The sequence below is a fragment of the Halogeometricum limi genome, assembly GCF_900115785.1.
GTDB lineage: Archaea > Halobacteriota > Halobacteria > Halobacteriales > Haloferacaceae > Halogeometricum > Halogeometricum limi.
Map to the genome: position 1 here is coordinate 1 of NZ_FOYS01000006.1, position 15,599 is coordinate 15,599.

19 protein-coding genes are annotated in these 15,599 nt (G+C 64.8%); 11 read left to right on the top strand and 8 right to left on the bottom strand.

Translation table 11 applies throughout. The features are described from left to right. Positions 1-38: 38 nt before the first annotated feature. Complete coding sequence (locus BM282_RS15770; protein ID WP_089882832.1) at positions 39-257, bottom strand: hypothetical protein; 219 nt, start codon at positions 255-257, stop codon at positions 39-41. A 1,277-nt stretch (positions 258-1,534) separates the two neighbouring features. Here BM282_RS15770 and BM282_RS15775 point away from each other — a divergent pair. The 3 genes from BM282_RS15775 to BM282_RS15780 all read left to right on the top strand — a co-directional run bounded on the left by BM282_RS15775 (position 1,535) and on the right by BM282_RS15780 (position 2,377). Then, positions 1,535-1,918, top strand: a complete 384-nt coding sequence (locus BM282_RS15775; RefSeq protein ID WP_089882834.1) for a DUF7344 domain-containing protein — start codon at positions 1,535-1,537, stop codon at positions 1,916-1,918. Next, on the top strand, positions 1,911-2,084 hold the full coding sequence (locus BM282_RS18660) for a hypothetical protein (protein WP_175501586.1): 174 nt from the start codon (positions 1,911-1,913) through the stop codon (positions 2,082-2,084). Before BM282_RS15775 ends, BM282_RS18660 begins: the two co-directional genes overlap by 8 nt. An 86-nt stretch (positions 2,085-2,170) precedes the next feature. After that, a complete protein-coding gene (locus BM282_RS15780) occupies positions 2,171-2,377 on the top strand; it encodes a hypothetical protein (protein ID WP_089882836.1) in 207 nt (68 codons plus the stop codon). Between the two features lie 45 nt (positions 2,378-2,422). On the opposite strand, the gene BM282_RS15785 is transcribed toward BM282_RS15780, so the two are convergent. Both BM282_RS15785 and BM282_RS15790 read right to left on the bottom strand, forming a co-directional pair. Beyond that, on the bottom strand, positions 2,423-3,802 hold the full coding sequence (locus BM282_RS15785; protein ID WP_175501587.1) for an NAD-dependent succinate-semialdehyde dehydrogenase: 1,380 nt from the start codon (positions 3,800-3,802) through the stop codon (positions 2,423-2,425). 94 nt (positions 3,803-3,896) lie between these two features. Then, positions 3,897-5,147, bottom strand: coding sequence for a M24 family metallopeptidase (locus tag BM282_RS15790; protein ID WP_089883164.1), 1,251 nt, complete (start codon positions 5,145-5,147; stop codon positions 3,897-3,899). Between the two features lie 138 nt (positions 5,148-5,285). Here BM282_RS15790 and BM282_RS18665 point away from each other — a divergent pair, with 138 nt between their 5' ends. The 4 genes from BM282_RS18665 to BM282_RS15805 all read left to right on the top strand — a co-directional run bounded on the left by BM282_RS18665 (position 5,286) and on the right by BM282_RS15805 (position 7,126). After that, on the top strand, positions 5,286-5,435 hold the full coding sequence (locus BM282_RS18665) for a hypothetical protein (RefSeq protein ID WP_175501588.1): 150 nt from the start codon (positions 5,286-5,288) through the stop codon (positions 5,433-5,435). An 86-nt stretch (positions 5,436-5,521) separates the two neighbouring features. Next, the gene (locus BM282_RS15795) at positions 5,522-6,259 is read left to right on the top strand and encodes an EthD domain-containing protein (RefSeq protein WP_089882839.1); all 738 of its coding nucleotides are present in this window, start codon (positions 5,522-5,524) and stop codon (positions 6,257-6,259) included. Continuing rightward, the gene (locus BM282_RS15800; RefSeq protein ID WP_089882840.1) at positions 6,256-6,864 is read left to right on the top strand and encodes an HD domain-containing protein; all 609 of its coding nucleotides are present in this window, start codon (positions 6,256-6,258) and stop codon (positions 6,862-6,864) included. Before BM282_RS15795 ends, BM282_RS15800 begins: the two co-directional genes overlap by 4 nt. 73 nt (positions 6,865-6,937) lie before the next feature. After that, positions 6,938-7,126 (top strand): hypothetical protein, encoded by a 189-nt coding sequence (locus tag BM282_RS15805; protein ID WP_089882842.1) that lies wholly within the window; start codon positions 6,938-6,940, stop codon positions 7,124-7,126. 10 nt (positions 7,127-7,136) lie between these two features. Here BM282_RS15805 and BM282_RS15810 read toward each other — a convergent pair whose 3' ends face one another. The 4 genes from BM282_RS15810 to BM282_RS15825 all read right to left on the bottom strand — a co-directional run bounded on the left by BM282_RS15810 (position 7,137) and on the right by BM282_RS15825 (position 11,383). Further along, complete coding sequence (locus tag BM282_RS15810) at positions 7,137-8,099, bottom strand: NAD-dependent epimerase/dehydratase family protein (protein ID WP_089882846.1); 963 nt, start codon at positions 8,097-8,099, stop codon at positions 7,137-7,139. 51 nt (positions 8,100-8,150) lie between these two features. Further along, positions 8,151-9,845, bottom strand: a complete 1,695-nt coding sequence (locus tag BM282_RS15815) for a thiamine pyrophosphate-binding protein (RefSeq protein WP_089882847.1) — start codon at positions 9,843-9,845, stop codon at positions 8,151-8,153. A 1-nt stretch (position 9,846) separates the two neighbouring features. Beyond that, positions 9,847-10,167 (bottom strand): EthD family reductase, encoded by a 321-nt coding sequence (locus BM282_RS15820; protein WP_089882849.1) that lies wholly within the window; start codon positions 10,165-10,167, stop codon positions 9,847-9,849. A gap of 331 nt (positions 10,168-10,498) precedes the next feature. Beyond that, the gene (locus tag BM282_RS15825) at positions 10,499-11,383 is read right to left on the bottom strand and encodes a 3-hydroxyacyl-CoA dehydrogenase family protein (protein ID WP_089882851.1); all 885 of its coding nucleotides are present in this window, start codon (positions 11,381-11,383) and stop codon (positions 10,499-10,501) included. A gap of 131 nt (positions 11,384-11,514) precedes the next feature. Here BM282_RS15825 and paaK point away from each other — a divergent pair, with 131 nt between their 5' ends. Then, positions 11,515-12,798, top strand: a complete 1,284-nt coding sequence (paaK, locus tag BM282_RS15830) for a phenylacetate--CoA ligase PaaK (RefSeq protein ID WP_089882852.1) — start codon at positions 11,515-11,517, stop codon at positions 12,796-12,798. A 189-nt stretch (positions 12,799-12,987) separates the two neighbouring features. Here the strand turns inward: paaK and BM282_RS15835 are convergent, their stop codons facing one another. Next, positions 12,988-13,401, bottom strand: a complete 414-nt coding sequence (locus BM282_RS15835; protein ID WP_089882854.1) for a PaaI family thioesterase — start codon at positions 13,399-13,401, stop codon at positions 12,988-12,990. 95 nt (positions 13,402-13,496) lie between these two features. On the opposite strand from BM282_RS15835, the gene BM282_RS15840 reads away from it, so the two are divergent. The 3 genes from BM282_RS15840 to BM282_RS15850 all read left to right on the top strand — a co-directional run bounded on the left by BM282_RS15840 (position 13,497) and on the right by BM282_RS15850 (position 15,559). Next, entirely contained in the window at positions 13,497-13,964 is a 468-nt protein-coding gene (locus tag BM282_RS15840) for a MaoC/PaaZ C-terminal domain-containing protein (protein WP_089882855.1), read from the top strand. Between the two features lie 125 nt (positions 13,965-14,089). Further along, positions 14,090-15,094 (top strand): LLM class flavin-dependent oxidoreductase, encoded by a 1,005-nt coding sequence (locus BM282_RS15845; protein ID WP_089882857.1) that lies wholly within the window; start codon positions 14,090-14,092, stop codon positions 15,092-15,094. A 78-nt stretch (positions 15,095-15,172) separates the two neighbouring features. Then, complete coding sequence (locus BM282_RS15850) at positions 15,173-15,559, top strand: PaaI family thioesterase (RefSeq protein ID WP_089882858.1); 387 nt, start codon at positions 15,173-15,175, stop codon at positions 15,557-15,559. Positions 15,560-15,599 lie beyond the last annotated feature (40 nt).

The following is a 15,599-nucleotide window of genomic DNA, read 5'->3' on the forward strand; positions in this document are numbered from 1 at the left end:
GAAAATCTATTTGTTGACTACGGCGTTTCGGCGCCGAATTAGGAGGCGTCTACTGCTTTCAGCGCGAACTCGAGGGCGGCGCGCGTTCGGCCCTCGGCGACGAGTGCCCACGCGGTGCTGGCCGCCTCGTCCGAGAGTCCGCCCGACTCCACCAGACCGGTGACGATTCCCGGCACCTCTCGCTCGTACCACGTCGCGGACTGACCGCCGCCGACGCTTTCTTGCGGGGTGTAACGCGCCTCCTCTCGGGTACTCACTGGCGACTCCTTCGCTCGTGTCCGAATCGGTCGTTCGCGTCCATACGATACCTACACGATTGTACCACATAGTTATCGTGCCACTCCGTCGCTTAATACGGACATATCGGTTCCGTCACTCGATTCCGAGTTCACATCGGCATCACGGGGTCGGCCGAGGCGCCTGCGTGCGTCACCACTATTCGACTATCGGTCGTTCGTGTTCTCGGGAGCGAAAAAATCGCGAAATCAGCGGGTGCGATTACCCGCTTCGGTCACAGTCTGGACACAGGGTCGTCGCAGAGAGGGTCATCGTCCCGGTCGCCGCGCGGGTTAGCGGAGAACCACACTGCGTACACCGTGGCTGATCCGTATCTCCATGGCTCATCGCGTCTTCTCGCTACGCTCGGAACGGGTTTGGTTATAGGGCCACTGTCGTCGCCGCTCTCGATTGGTGGTCTCCGCTCGTCCGTTCTCGATTCTTGAGAGCACAGAACTGTTCGAACCGCCAGCGGTCTGGTCTCGACCCGTCTTCGGAGCTTTCCGGACGTGTTTTCTGACCCCTAAACGACATGTTTAGTCTTCTCAGTCCCGTTCTTCGGGTCTTCGCCTCGCCGGTCTCGTCGTTCTGTCCAGATTTTCGATTCGTTTCACCGAGAATAGCGTACGACGGCGATAGGAGTTCTCTCCGTGGCTTCGCTCACCATCGTACTTCGTTTACAACCTGTTAAATACACGAATTAACTACTGTATGCTAACCATACCTGTCCAACTGGTCGTGTCTACTCTCTCAATCCGAAAAGTATCGGGGACTGAATTTCTCTCACAGTTGTATGTATGTAATGGCTGTACGTGTTCTCGACCGAATCTTTTCTCATTGTACAAACTCGTCGTCTCTCGACTCGCTTTTATTTTCGACGGCTCGAATCTCTCTTTTTCTTCTCTTTTATTATCCGTTCTGTGCGCTTCTGTACGGAAATTTGGGCCTACCTGACCGACTGCCGTCTTCCTCCCGAGTTTTTCCTGATTCGTCGGTGTGTACTACCGTCTCTAATCGATTCTATCGAACGGTCGTTTCGGACGTAGTTCGTCGTCTGCCGCGTCCGACCGCGAGTCGAGGGTCCGTTCTTCTTCGTTTTCTCGTACCGAATCGACTGAGACCAGGTTTGATGCACTCGTGTTTCACATTTTTCATCCAATTTCTGCACGAACGTCTTCTCCCGGTGAGAAGAATTAGTATATGAATAGCTTGTTCCGTCAAGCACCAGTCTCATGGAGAGATAGCAGAGAAGTCGTGTATGTCCGTGTACAACACTCGGTCCGACGACGACGTGTCGTTGACGTGGGACGCGGCGTTCGAGGCGCTGAGTTCCCATCGCCGACGTATCCTCCTCGGACTCCTCTGCGACGAGGAGGAGATGGACGTAGCGACGGCCGCCGCCCGCATCGCGGCGGACGAGAACGACCGGTCCGAGTGCGGGACGCCGGACGACGTGATGCTCTCGCTTCACCACGCCCACCTTCCCATCTTGGAGACGGCCGGACTCGTCGAGTGGGACCGCCAGACGAACCGGCTCTCGTTGGTCGCTGGCGTGGAGCAGTTCCCGCTGTTCACGGCCTCCGACCGGTCGCTCGTCAGTCGCCGCGGTGAGGTCGCTCCGGAGGTGACCGCCGATGTCTAGCGACGGGCAGTCGTCTTCGCTCGGCCGCACCGAGTGCGAGAGTTGCGGCGCGGTTCTCCGCGAGCAACTGCTGGAGAGATTCGCCGTCCGCGCGTCCGACGACCCGAACGACCACGTCCACTGCCCGGCTTGCGGCGACGAGATTCCGGTCTCGCCGCGGTCCTGACGCGTCTACACCCTCACACCCGTCGCTCTCTGTCGACCGGTTCGTGACCTAAAGGATTATTAGTCTCCGTGGTGCACGGTAGCACGATGCTACAAATCGCGTCCCGGCCGCTCGCTCGCCTCTTCGGTCGTACCGACTCCGGACCGAAACCGTGTCCGTCGTGTGGGCTGTTGTTGGGCGCTGGTGGGGACGCGGCGTATCACTGCGACGTCTACGGGGCGGCGCGCGTCGAACGCTGTCCCGAGTGCGAGGAGACGCTCTCGGTGCGGTCTATCGTCCCGACCGATATCTGAGTCGGGCGTCGTCCGCCGAATGCGGGCGTCTCGCGGGACGCTTTCTCACTCGTCGCCGACGCCGTGTTGGACGAACACCGTCTTTCTGTTGACGAACTCGTGGATTCCTTCGACGCCCAGTTCTCGGCCGTATCCGGAGTCTTTCACGCCGCCGAAGGGGAGTCGCGGGTCCGACTTCGTGAGTTCGTTGACGAACACCGCGCCGGACTCGACGCGCGCGGCCACGCCCTTGCCGCGTTCGAGGTTCGTCGTCCAGACGCTCCCCCCGAGACCGTACTGCGAGTCGTTCGCGAGTTCGACGGCCTCGGCCTCGCTCTCGACGCGGAAGACGGAGGCGACGGGTCCGAACAGTTCCTCGCATCCCGCGGGCGAGTCGCGGGGGACGTCCGTCAGTACCGTCGGCGGGTAGAAGTAGCCCTCGCCGTCTTCGGGTTCGCCGCCGAGTCTGACTTCTGCGCCCATCTCGACGGAGTCTTCCACCTGTTCGTGCAGTTCCTCCATCAGGTCCTCGCGGGCCTGCGGTCCCACGTCGGTGTCTTCGTCTTTCGGGTCGCCCATCTGCAACGCCTCCATCTCGGAGACGAACCGGTCGACGAACTCGTCGTAGACGGCGTCGTGGACGATGAACCGCTTCGCGGCGATACAGGACTGCCCGGAGTTGATGGTCCGCGCTCTGGCACCCGTCTCGGCCGCCTCCGCTATCGGGGCGTCGTCCAAGACGATGTGCGGGTCGCTCCCACCGAGTTCGAGGACGCTCTTCTTCAGGTTCTTGCCGGCCTGTTCTGCGACGGACCGACCCGCGGGGCCGCTTCCGGTCAGGGTGACGGCGCGCACCCTGTCGTCCTCGATGATTTCCTCGACGAGGTCGGAGCCGACGAGGAGGCTCTGGAAGACTCCCTCCGGGTAGCCCGCGTCGCGGAACACTTCTTCGATGGCTTTCGCGCATCCGGGCACGTTCGAGGCGTGCTTCAGGAGTCCGACGTTCCCCGAGGTGAGATGCGGGGCCGCGAATCGGAACACCTGCCAGAGCGGGAAGTTCCACGGCATGACCGCGAGAATGGGTCCGAGCGGGTCGTATCGGACGTACGTCTCGGCGTCCTCCGGCCCCTGCACCGTCTTCTCCTGCAGGTGTTCGGCGGCGTGTTCGGCGTAGTAGTCACACACCCACGCGCACTTTTGGACCTCCGACCGCGCCTCGGTGATGGGTTTTCCCATCTCTTCTGTCATCAACTCGGCGTACTTCTCCTCTCTCTCGCGGAGGACGTCCGCCGCGTCCGTGAGCAGTCCGCGTCGTTCGGTGAGCGAGGTCGCTCGCCACTCCTCGAACGTCTCCGCCGCCCGTGACAACGCCGCCTCGACGTCCTCCTCGTCGTGTTCGTCGTACTCCTCTACGATGGACTCGGTGTATGGGTTGACGCTTTGCACGGTGATATCCTCTACGTCGAGGCACGTCCGGACGAGTCATAACTGTCGGGGCCGCGGCACCCCGTCGCGACGCGGCCACCTCCGGAATCGGCCGTCAGTAGTCGATGACGGTTATCTCTTCGACGGGCCACTGACTCAGCAGTTCGACGCCGTCGGACCGGACGACGACCATCTCCTCGACGCGGACGCCCTGCCGTCCCGCGGGTTCCTGCGTCTCGACGGCCATCGTCATCCCTTCCTCTATCTCTATGGGGTGGTCGGGCGACAGACCCCGCCAGACGAGGGGGACTTCGTACAGTTGTAACCCGAGTCCGTGCGCCCAGTGGTTCGTCGTCAACTGCCAGTGCTCGTCCGCGCCGTACCAGTCGGCGTGTTCGCCTGCCATGTCGGGGAACGCCCGCGCTATCTCGGCCGTCGTCTTCCCCGGTTCTATCTCCTCTAACACCGCGTAGAGGTTCTCGCGGGCCGTCTCGTAGGCCTCTTCTTGCTCTCGCGTCGGTTCGCCCATCGAGAACGTCCGGTAGTAACACGACCGGTAGCCGAGGTAGCCGACGTTGTAGAAGTCGGCGTAGACGAGGTCACCGGGCCGAATCGACCTGTCGGTGGTGTTCGCCTGATGCTTCGGCCACGTGTTCGGCCCGGAGGTGAGATACCCCCCCTGCACCATCGCGCCGTGCCGCCACAGTTCGCGGACGGCGTCGCCCCACACCTCGGACTCGCGCTTTCCGACTTCCGCCTCGTTCACGATGGTCTGAAAGCCCGCCTCGCAGATGGCGGCGACCTGTCGGAGACACTCGATTTCGTCTCTGGTCTTCGTCTTCCGCGCGTCCTCCATCACCGCGGTACAGTCGTCGGTTCGGACGTCGACGCCCTTCGACTCGAACGCCGAGACGAGTCCGCCGTTTCCGGTGTCCAGTCCCATCGGTTCGTTCGACAGGCCGTACTCTTCGAGGGCGTCCACCACGGTCTGTGCCATCTTGTCGAGGAGGAACGACCGGGCCGAGTCGCTCCCGGACGCCCGCGGGACGTTGCCCAGTCCGGGGCAGGCGTACCGGATATCGTTCAACCACGGGCAGTTGTATCGCTCGTTCGAGGCGTGGTCAGCCGTGTCCCAGTGGACGACGGCACCGTCCTCCAACAGCAGCGAGTAGTGGTCGGCGCCCGACCCACCCGTCATCGCCAGTCCGGTCACGTAGCGGATGTTCGGGTCGTCGACGAGGAGCATACTCCCCAGTCCCGCGTCGCGCATCCGTTCGAGCGCTCTCTCTTTTCGCTCCTCGCGCATCCGTTTCACGTCGATTCGCTCCTCCCAGTCGACGGCCATCGTGCCACGGGTCCCACTCATGAAGTCGCGTTCGCGGAGAGGCATCGTCCGTACGGACTCCCGTCCTGCACATTAAATTATCCACTATCGGGCGTCAGTCCGTCTCTCGCCGTTCGTTCGGCCGCCGTCTTTACCAGACTCCCGCGAGTGAGGTATCGTATGAGTTTTCGAGACACTATCGGCTGGTCGCTCATCACCTCTGGTATCGTCACGCTCCTCCTCGCGTACCTGCCGTTCCCGTCTTTCTGGTGGGGCATCGGTCTGCTCGTCGCCGGGATACTGGTGTTCACGACGCGCCGGGCTATCTGAGAGGCGAGTCACCGTCTTCGGTCCCGCGGGCCACCAGCAGTCCATCACCATTTATGATGCGGTGTGCTGAACCGTGAGCCGATACCATGTACAAACACGTCGCCCTCCTCGTCCGGCGGGACGGGATGACGCACGAGGAGTTCGTCGACTACTGGCAGACGAACCACACGCCCATCGCCCGCGACATCGAAGGGGTCGTCCGCTACCAGACTGTCCTTCCGGTGGACGCCGACGCGTCGGAGTTCGACGGCATCGCCGAACTCTACTTCGACAGTCTCGACGAACTCCACGACGCCCTCGGGAGCGAAGGCTCGCGCGACTACGACCCCGCCCGCGGGAGAGCGAAGGAGGCCAGAGCGGACGTTGACAACTTCCTCTCCATCGCGGACCGCCCGCGACTCATCGGCGAGGAGTTCGTCGAGAAAGACGAGACGGGCGGCGACACGACGGGTCTGTACAAACACTCCGCGTTCCTCGTCCGCAAAGCGGGGATGACACACGAGGAGTTTCTCGACCACTGGGCGAACGAACACGTCCCACTCGCGAGAGAGATTCCGGGCGTCGTCCGCTACGCGCGCGTCGTCCCGACGGACCCCGAGAACGCCGAGTTCGACGGCGTCGCGGAACTGTACTTCGAGAGCCTCGACGCACTCCGCGCGGGACTCGGCCACGAGTCCTCCCGCGACTACGACCCGGACCACCCGAAGGCGGCCGCCCCGAGAGAGGACGTGGACAACTTCCTCTCCATCGCGGACCGGCCGCGGTTCGTCGGACGGGAGACGGTCCAGAAAGACGTGACGGGCGAGGAGACGGCGGACGAATGAGCGACGGAGACGCGAACGCCCCCGACTACCGCGCACAGGTCGAAGCGGCGTTCCCCGAGTTGGGCGACGTCGACGACGCAGAACTCCGAAAACGAGTGACCGAGGCGTGGTGTCTCGGCCTCGAACGCGGCGGATGGCGCGACATCGAGGACATCCCCTACGCGTGGAACATCCACGAGGTGACGAACGTCGAACACGTCCGCGGCGTCACTCGAATCGCCGTCAGAAGCGCCGAGGAACAACGCGACTTCCACGGCGCGGACCCGGATTTCGACGTGATTCGCGCGGCGTGTCTCCTCCACGACGTCGGCAAGTGCTACGAGTACGTCGACTTCGTGGACGACGAACTCCTCTCGGACCCCGACCCGGAGTACGCCACGCAGGAGGTGCCGCACTCGCTGTCCGGATACGCCCTCGCGCACGAAGTGGGCTGTTCCCTCGCCGTCCAACGCGCCATCCCGCACTTCATCGGCGAGATTCCGACTCGAACGCTCGAAGCGGAACTCGTCAAGAGTGCGAACTCCGCCTCATCGAACGCCATCACGCAGTCCGCCATGGGTATCAGTCTCCCCGAGTGGGTCGAGAAGTACTCGCAGACGCAGTAACGTCTCCTCGTTCGACCCGTCCCCCTTCCGACGGATGCGGCGGTATTTGTGTCGTGGTACCGTACTACTCGGTATGTCGATACCCGGCTACGACCTCGACGAACTCGACGACCGCTTAGAGACCGCTCTCGCGGGCCGTGACCTCGACCGGTACCTGACGGCGGACGAACGCGCCCGCTACGCCGCCGGGGCCGACCTGGTGGACCTCCTCTCGGGATCGGACATCCGCGACATCCTCCGTCTCACGCGAGACGAAGGCTGAATTCGGCGGGTCAGACCGGGTCCAGCCCGTTCTCCTCGCGGAGGACGCCGATGTAGTCGCGAAAACCCGCTTCGAGGTCGTACTCCGGTTCGTAGCCGAGGTCGGACTGCGACTTCGCCATGTCGAGTCGCTGCGTCCACGGCAGTTCGCCTTCGTCGGTGACTGTCAGGTCGGCCTCGGGAAGGATCCGTCTCACGACGTCTGCGGCCTCGCGAATCGTCGCGAGCTCGCCGCGAACGTTGTAGACTCGCTGTGTGAGGTCCTCCTCGGGGGCGAACGCCGCCAGTCGGAACGCCTGCGCGATGTCGCGGACGTGTTGCCAGTCGATGACCTGGTCGCCGTAGTCGACGCTGAACGACTCGCCGAGCGCCGGTTTCTCGACGATGTTCGCGAGGAACGCCGACCCGCCCGTCTCGCGGTACGGGCCGTACGCGACCGTCGGTCTGAGGCCGACGTGCGAGACGCCGAAGTCCTCGTGGTAGACGCGAGCCTGGTGTTCGTTGTACTCTTTCGTCGCGCCGTACAGCGTGTCGGGGTAGACGAGGTCCGACTCGGTGACGAAGTCGTCGCCGTAGTTCGCCGGCGGCGCGTACACCGCCGCCGACGACGCCCACGCGACGCGTTCGACCTGCTCCGAAAGCGTCCGCGCCGCCTCGAAGACGTTGTTCGTCCCCTCGATGTTCACCCGTAAGGCACCCCGCGGCGTCTCTCTCGCCGTCGTCGTCAGGAGGGCGGCGAGGTGGACGACGTGCGTCGCTCCCGTCTCCTTTATCGCCCGGACCACGTCCGTCGCGTCCGTCACGTCGCCCCGGCGGACGGTCACCTCGTCGGCGATACCGAGTCTGTCGAGGATGCGCGTGTCCGTCGACAGGTCGTAGGCGACCACGCTGTGGCCGTGCGCGAGGAGGTCCTGCGCGACGTACGACCCGATGAAGCCCGTTCCGCCCGTGACTAACACGGTCGATGAAGACATACAGAACAGGTCCCGCGGCGGCGGGCAAAAGTGTTTCCCGACCGGTGGCCGCTACTCGTGAAGGCCGCCGACTGAAGCGTAGAACGACGACTGGAGCGTCTTCGCCATGTCCTGGTCGCGGTCGATTCGCACGTCTATCACCGTCGGCGTCGAACTCGCCTTCCCGTCGCGCAGGGCGTCGGCCAGTTCGTCGCCCGACGCCACGCGGATGCCCTCCGCGCCGAACGCCTCCGCTACTCGCACGAAGTCGGTGTCGTGAAACTCCACGCCCGCGATGTCGTCTGGGGCGTGTTGCATCTGTCTCACCATCCCGAGACTGGTGTCGTTGAGGACGACGAACGTCGGAGACACGCCGTACTCCACGGCCGTCTCGACGCTCGTCATCGTCATCGTAAAGCCGCCGTCGCCCGCGACGGCGACGACGTCCTTCTCCGTCGCCAGCGACGCGGAGACGGCGGCGGGGTTCGCCCACCCCATCCCGCCGACGCCACCGCTCCCGAAGTAGGTCCGAACGGCGGGCGTCTGGAGGTAGTTCAGGAGCCAAAAGCGGTTGTTTCCCGAGTCAGCCGTGACGATGGTGTCCTCGTCGACGACGCGCGAAATCTCCTTCGCGGCGCGTTGCGGGAGGACGGGCGTCGCCTCCGAGTCGCACTCGGGCGCGTGGAACGACGCTCTCGCTTCCGCGGCCCGCGTCTCGGCCCAGTCGTTGGAGGCTTCGCCAGCGGCGGCGAGTTCGCGCAGCGACTCCGCGGCGTCGCCGACGAGTCCCACGTCCGCCGGGTAGACCCACCCGGCGTTTCGCGCGTCGATGTCGGCGTGGATTATCGTCTGCTCCTCGGGGCGGACGAACTCGGGCGCCTGCCAGTTCGTGTCCATCGGGTTCATTCGACACCCGACAACGAGGAGCACGTCGGCTTCGCTGACGACCTGATTCGCCCCCTCGTGGCCGAACGAGCCGATGACCCCACCGGCGAGGCGATGCGTCTCGGGGAACGTCGACTTCCCGAGGTAGGAGGTGACGACGACGGCGTCGTAGCGGTCGGCGACGGCTTCGAGTTCGTCGTACGCTCGTGCGGCGTGCACCCCGTTCCCGGCGATGACCACCGGCCGTTCGGCCGATTCGAGCGCTTCGACGGCCGTCGCCACGTCGCGCGCCGTCGGCGCCGCCGTCCACGTCCGCGTCTGTGCCACGTCGTCCCAGACGGGCGGGATGGGGTCCTCGGGCATCTCCGCGGTGACGGCGTTGCCGTCGAGGACGACGGCGGTCGGCCCGGGTCGCCCGGCGACGGCGTGCTTGAACGCCAACTGGAGACTCCGCACAGTCTCCGTCGGCGTCCGCGGGAACCAGTGTTCCTTCGTCACTGCGTCGAGAATCTTCGGCAGTTCGAGACCACCGTAGTCGCCGCGCGACTGCTGGTACGGCGCGATGGTGGAGTAATCGCCGCGCTCGGACGCCTCGGTGACGACCACCATCGGCGACGAGGCGAGGCGCGCCTCCATCTGTCCGATGGTCCCGAGGCTGCCTATCCACGGCCCCTGTCCGACGAGGACGCCCGGGTCGCCGGTGAGTCGGCCGTGCATCTCGGCCATCACGCTCGCCTCGCGTTCGTCGCGCGGGCGAACCACGTCGATGGACGAGTCGGGGAAGTGGTCGAACAGTTCGATGACGCGGCCGCCGGGGTAGCCGAAGACGCGTTCGACGCCGAGGTTCTCCAGCGACTCGACGAGTCGTTCGCTCGTGTCCATCTTACGTCTCGTCGACCTGTACCGTCTCCTCGACGTACATCGTCGGCCCCGCCTCCATGTCGATGAACTCCGCGGCGTCGGCGTTCGTCCGTTCGCCCGCCTCGGACTCGAACGCCGCCGACAACGCCGCCATGTCCTCGAAGTAGAGTTCGACGATGCCGTCGTACTCGGAGCGCTCTGGGTCCGTCGGAACGCTCGTCGTGTACTTCTTCAACCCCGGCATCTCCTTTGCGATGTCCGTGTGCTCGCCCAACCACCGTTCGACGAACTCCTCGTGGGTGTACCCCTCTCTCCGAGAGACGAGATTGACCAGTTTAATCATGCACGTCTTCCCTCCATGGGAGACTACTTTGCTCTGTCGCCACGACCGACGTCTTCCGGCGGATGCGCCGCTATTACACGCATAGTCGCGTCACGAATAGTGGCGGTGCAGTCGCTCTTCGCCGCCGCCTCGCGGCGGGCCGCGGGGCGGGCACGGCCGACGACGAACGGCGGAACGCCCGCGTGCCGTCGGTCCGAGTCCACGGCGTCGGGCTATCTCGGAGGCACGCCGCCGTCTCGTTCGTTCTACAACTGGGTGCCTTCGAGGATATACGTTCACCCGTCTATATCGGTGTTTTATATATGTGGTCCCACCCCTGCGACGGGCCGATTCACCGACTCGCCGCCTCGTCGCTGACGCCGACTTTCTCGCCGTCTTCCCATCGGTAGAAGCCCTCGTCCGTCTTCGCACCCAGCTTTCCCGCCCGAACTTTCCGCTTCAGAACCTGCGGCGGCCGGAACCGTTCGCCCAACTCCTCGCGGAGGTACTCCAACACGTCGAGTCGGACGTCCAACCCCACCACGTCGCCGAGTTCGAGGGGACCCATCGGATAGTTGTAGCCGAGTTCCATCGCCGCGTCGACGTCCGTCGCGGAGGCGACGCCCTCCTCTACCATCCGCATCGCCTCGCACCCGAGCGTGATACCGAGTCGGGAGGACGCGAACCCCGGCGAGTCTCTCACTTCGATTGCCGTCTTTCCCACCTCGTCGACGAACTCGCGGGCGAACGCCAGCGTCTCTCCGTCCGTCTGTTCGGCGACGACGACTTCGACCAGCGACATGAGGTGGACGGGGTTGAAAAAGTGCAGGCCGACGCCGCGTTCCGGTCGGTCGAGGGCACTCAGAATCTCCGTCACCGACAGCGACGACGTGTTCGTCGCGAGGAGCGTCTCCGCGTCGACGAGACGCTCCACCTCCCGCATCGTCTCCCGTTTGAGGCGCATCTCCTCCGGTACCGCTTCGACGACCAACGCCGCGTCGGTTACCGCGGTTTCGAGCGACGTCGTTCCGGCGAGGCGACCGAGCGTCTCCGCCATCGTTTCCGAATCGACCTTCCCGCGTTCGACGCCGCCGCGAAGGTTCTCCTCGATGGCGTCGAGTCCGCCGCGGACGTACTCCCCTTCGACGTCGCGGACGGTCACCTCGTGTCCGGCCATCGCGGCCACCTGCGCGATTCCGTGACCCATCGTCCCCGCACCGAGTACGGCTACCTTCATGCGTGGACGCCGCGCGCGGGAGTGATAACCGTTCGCCCGACTCCTCCGCCGTCCGAACCGACGCCCGCGTCCGGGTAACCGCGTTCGGTCGACCGCATCACTTTTATCACGTTCAATCATCGGATTTCTGTATGGTACATCGGAGCGTCGAGACCGCATCCCGCGAGGACCTGCGGGAGATACAGACCGAGCGACTACGAGAGACGGTTCGGAACGCCTACGAGAACGTCCCGTTCTACCGAGACGCCCTCGACGACGCGGGCGTCTCTCCGGCGGACGTCGAAGACGTCGACGACGTTCGAAAGCTCCCGTTCACGACGAAAGAGGACTTCCGCGACGAGTACCCGACCGGCTTGTTCGCCGTCGAGATGGACGACGTGGTGCGCATCCACGCCTCCTCGGGGACGACGGGGAAACCGAAGATAGTCGGCTACACGCAGGCGGACCTGGACGTGTGGACGGACGCCGTCGCGCGCTGTCTCGTCGCCGCGGGAATCGGTTCCGAGGACGTGGTGCAGAACGCCTACGGCTACGGCCTCTTCACCGGCGGCCTCGGTCTCCATCAGGGTATCGAGGAGATCGGTGCGACGGTCATCCCCACCGGCGGCGGCGGAACGCAACGACAGGTCGAGATGCTCGCGGACCTGCAGTCCGACGCCATCGCCTGCACTCCGTCGTACGCGCTCTACCTGGCCGAAACGGCCGCGGAGATGGGGGTCGACGTTCGAGAACTGCCGGTCCGGGCCGTCCTCTTCGGCGCAGAACCCTGCACCGAACCGATGCGCGAGGAGATAGAAGAACGATTGGGGGTGACCGGCATCGACCTCTACGGCCTCTCCGAAATCGTCGGCCCTGGCGTCTCCATCGAGTGTCTCGAACAGGACGGCCTCCACGTCTGGGAGGACCGCTTCTACCCCGAAGTCGTCGACCCAGCGACGGGCGACCCCGTCGAGGAGGGCGAGGAGGGCGAACTCGTCCTGACGACGCTCTCGAAACAGGCCGTTCCGGTCCTCCGGTACCGGACGGGGGACCTGACGACGCTGAACTACGAGACGTGCGACTGCGGTCGCACCGCCGTCAGGATGGACAACGTCACCGGTCGGACCGACGACCTGCTCATCGTTCGCGGCGTCAATCTCTACCCCAGCGAGATAGAGTCCGTCGTCTTGGAGTTCGACGACGTCGCGCCGTACTACCGTATCGACCTGCGGCGAGAAGACGAACTCGACACGCTCGAACTCACCGTCGAGTTGGAAGAGGGGTTCGACGGCTCCGTCGCCGACGTGCGCGAACGCATCCTGACGCGCCTGTCGAACGTGCTCTCCTTCACGCCCGACGACCTGACGCTGGTCGAAGCGGGCAGTATCGCCCGGACGGAAGTGGGCAAAGTCCAACGCGTCTACGACCACCGTTGATAGCTCTCGTCTCCCGCTCTCCTCCCCTCCCCCGAACCCCCTCCCCACCACTCACCCTCTCTCGTCGCCGGGGTCCCGTCGTCGGTGTGTCCCGTTCCTCTCTGCGCCGGCGGTGTTAGCCCCCCACCCCAACTCCGTCTCGCCTCACCAAATCCCACGCTCGACCGTTCTCTACCGGCGGCGGAACCGCTACCCCGGTCTGTACACTCGTCCGCGAAAGGTGGCGATTCGTCCTCCGTCGCCGTCGCTGACGACGACCTGATACTCGGCCGTCCGCCCACCCCGGTGCGTCTCCTCGGCGACGGCCCGGATGGTGTCTCCTGCGTCGGCGGCGGCGAGGTAGGAGACGTTCGTCTCCAGGGCGAACGCCGCGTCGCCGTGGCTGTTCGAGGCCGCCGCGAACGCGGCGTCCGCGAGCGTATACACAGCGCCGCCGTGGGGCGTTCCGTGGAAGTTCAGGTGGCGCTCGCCGACGGTGAGCGTCGTCTCGGCCCGTCCCTCGGTCACGTCGACGAGTTCGACGCCGACCGTCTCGCAGAACGGGTCGCTCTCGGCGCGTTCCCGAATACTCGCTGCGTCGCTCCCGTCACTCTCGTTGCTCATCGTCTCCCCGTCGTCGCCTCGCCGGAAGTAGCCACCGTTTGTCAGAAACGATAGGTATGTAAAGTACTTTATCAGATGATGGCGACGGGTGGTGTATGGCATACAGCTACGAACCGCACTACTTCGAGGACTTCGTAGAGGGCAAAGAGTTCGAGAGCGTCGGGCGAACCGTCACCGAGGCGGACTTCATGATGCACTCGGCGCTGTCGGGCGACTGGACGGAACTGCACACCAACAGCGAGTACGCCGAGGACACCCAGTACGGCCAGCGAATCGCGCACGGCCCGATGACGTTCGTCCAGTCGACGGGGTTCGTCTACCGGTCGGGTATCGTCGAGCGAACGGCCCTCGCCTTCCTCGGGATGAACTACATGAACCTCCCCAACCCCGTGTTCATCGGCGATACCCTCTCACAGACGATGGTCGTCACCGAACAGAAGGAGTTGAGCAGTCGCGACGACGCCGGACTGGTCGTCATCGAAGTGGAGATGACGAAGCAGGACGGGACGCTCGTCCTCGAAGGCGACATGAAGTTCCTCATCAAGACCCGCAACGGCGAGTGAACGGCACGTGGTAGTCGCGCAGATGCTCGCTCACACCGCGGAGTAAGACCGACGAGTGACCGGGCGCGTCGCACGCTCCGCACGCCGTACCTAACTATTAATACGGCACCTCCGGTGGGTTCGGTATGAAACTCGGGACGGGACTGTTCACCTGCCAGCGACGGCCCGACGACGACCGGTCGGCCAGCGAGGTGTACGACGAGATGCTGACGCTCGGGCGGGCGATAGACGACGCCGGACTCGACAGCGCGTGGGTGTCCGAACACCACTTCGCGGAGGACGACTACCTCGCCGGGACGATGCCCGCACTCGGTGCGCTCGCGGCCGTCACCGAGGACGTCGAACTGGGGACGTGTATCGCACTCGCCCCACTGTACGACGCCGTCCGACTCGCAGAGGACGTGGCGACGGTGGACAACCTCTCGGGCGGGCGGACGACGCTCGGACTCGCCATCGGGTCGAACCCCGCCGAGTTCGCCGCCTTCGGCGTCCCGCGAGACGAGCGAGTCGAACGACTCGAAGACGCGGTGAACCTCTGTCGGGCGGCGTGGTCACCCGGTCCGCTCGACTACGAAGCGCAGTTTCACGACGTCTCGCCGGACGTGACCGTGACACCGAAACCGGCCCACGACGTGCCCGTCATGCTCGGGGGGTCGGCGAAACCGGCCGTGCGCCGCGCCGCCCGCGTCGCCGACGCGTGGTGTTCGCCGTCGTCGCTCTCGCTCGGTGGGGTCAAAAAGCGCGTCGACGATATCCACGCGGTGCGCGAGGAGGAAGGAATCGACGGCGAGTTCACCGTCTACGTCCTCCAACACGGGTTTGTCGCCGACTCCGAGGAGGAGGCGTGGGAGGCGATGCGAGAGGGGTATCTCTACATCCAACGGCGGTACGCCGAGATATTCTCCGGCGAGTCCGTCGCGGAACTCTCCGAGGAACGCGTCGACGAACTCCGCGAGCAGGCGATATACGGAACGCCCGAACAGGTGACCGGGGAACTTCGCCGATACGAGGACGCCCTCGGCGACGACACCCACTTCGTCTTCCGCACGTACCACCCCGGAATCGGCACCGACCGGATGGTCGAGTGCATCGAGCGACTGGGTTCGGAGGTTGCGCCGCGTCTCCGCTGACGCACGGTCTCGACCCGCCTCTCGGAAGGAGTGCCGGCCGACGAAACGCCAAAGAGGGCTCGCGCTGAGACGCACACGATGGACGTAGAGGAGTTCTTCGAGTCGATGCCGTTCGCGCAGTTGCTCGGAATCGAGGTCACCGAGGTGGCGGACGGACACGCCGAGGGTCGCATCGAGATGCGCGAGGAGTTGTCGTGGAACGCCGACCGGGTGATGGCCCACGGCGGCGTCACGTTCACCCTCGCGGACACGGTCGGCGGGGCGGCACTCGTGAGCGAAGTCGATCGACCCGTTCCGACGATAGACCTCAGAATCGACTACCTGAGTGCGGGGACCGGCGACCTGTACGCGGAGGCCGACGTGGTTCGCGTCGGCGGCGACGTGGGAACCGTCGACGTCGACGTGTACGCGACGGACGACGACGCGCACGTCGCACAGGCCCGCGGCGTCTACAAGACGGGGTGATACTCGACTCGAAAGGTAATTCGGTTAATTTTTCGAAATC

Excerpts from the sequence above, each read along its gene's own strand:
- BM282_RS15775 (WP_089882834.1), top strand. The coding sequence starts at position 1,535 with ATGTCCGTGTACAACACTCGGTCCGACGACGACGTGTCGTTGACGTGG.
- BM282_RS18660 (WP_175501586.1), top strand. The coding sequence starts at position 1,911 with ATGTCTAGCGACGGGCAGTCGTCTTCGCTCGGCCGCACCGAGTGCGAG.
- BM282_RS15780 (WP_089882836.1), top strand. The coding sequence starts at position 2,171 with ATGCTACAAATCGCGTCCCGGCCGCTCGCTCGCCTCTTCGGTCGTACC.
- BM282_RS15790 (WP_089883164.1), bottom strand. The coding sequence starts at position 5,147 with ATGAGTGGGACCCGTGGCACGATGGCCGTCGACTGGGAGGAGCGAATC.
- BM282_RS18665 (WP_175501588.1), top strand. The coding sequence starts at position 5,286 with ATGAGTTTTCGAGACACTATCGGCTGGTCGCTCATCACCTCTGGTATC.
- BM282_RS15795 (WP_089882839.1), top strand. The coding sequence starts at position 5,522 with ATGTACAAACACGTCGCCCTCCTCGTCCGGCGGGACGGGATGACGCAC.
- BM282_RS15800 (WP_089882840.1), top strand. The coding sequence starts at position 6,256 with ATGAGCGACGGAGACGCGAACGCCCCCGACTACCGCGCACAGGTCGAA.
- BM282_RS15805 (WP_089882842.1), top strand. The coding sequence starts at position 6,938 with ATGTCGATACCCGGCTACGACCTCGACGAACTCGACGACCGCTTAGAG.
- BM282_RS15810 (WP_089882846.1), bottom strand. The coding sequence starts at position 8,099 with ATGTCTTCATCGACCGTGTTAGTCACGGGCGGAACGGGCTTCATCGGG.
- BM282_RS15815 (WP_089882847.1), bottom strand. The coding sequence starts at position 9,845 with ATGGACACGAGCGAACGACTCGTCGAGTCGCTGGAGAACCTCGGCGTC.
- BM282_RS15820 (WP_089882849.1), bottom strand. The coding sequence starts at position 10,167 with ATGATTAAACTGGTCAATCTCGTCTCTCGGAGAGAGGGGTACACCCAC.
- BM282_RS15825 (WP_089882851.1), bottom strand. The coding sequence starts at position 11,383 with ATGAAGGTAGCCGTACTCGGTGCGGGGACGATGGGTCACGGAATCGCG.
- paaK (WP_089882852.1), top strand. The coding sequence starts at position 11,515 with ATGGTACATCGGAGCGTCGAGACCGCATCCCGCGAGGACCTGCGGGAG.
- BM282_RS15835 (WP_089882854.1), bottom strand. The coding sequence starts at position 13,401 with ATGAGCAACGAGAGTGACGGGAGCGACGCAGCGAGTATTCGGGAACGC.
- BM282_RS15840 (WP_089882855.1), top strand. The coding sequence starts at position 13,497 with ATGGCATACAGCTACGAACCGCACTACTTCGAGGACTTCGTAGAGGGC.
- BM282_RS15845 (WP_089882857.1), top strand. The coding sequence starts at position 14,090 with ATGAAACTCGGGACGGGACTGTTCACCTGCCAGCGACGGCCCGACGAC.
- BM282_RS15850 (WP_089882858.1), top strand. The coding sequence starts at position 15,173 with ATGGACGTAGAGGAGTTCTTCGAGTCGATGCCGTTCGCGCAGTTGCTC.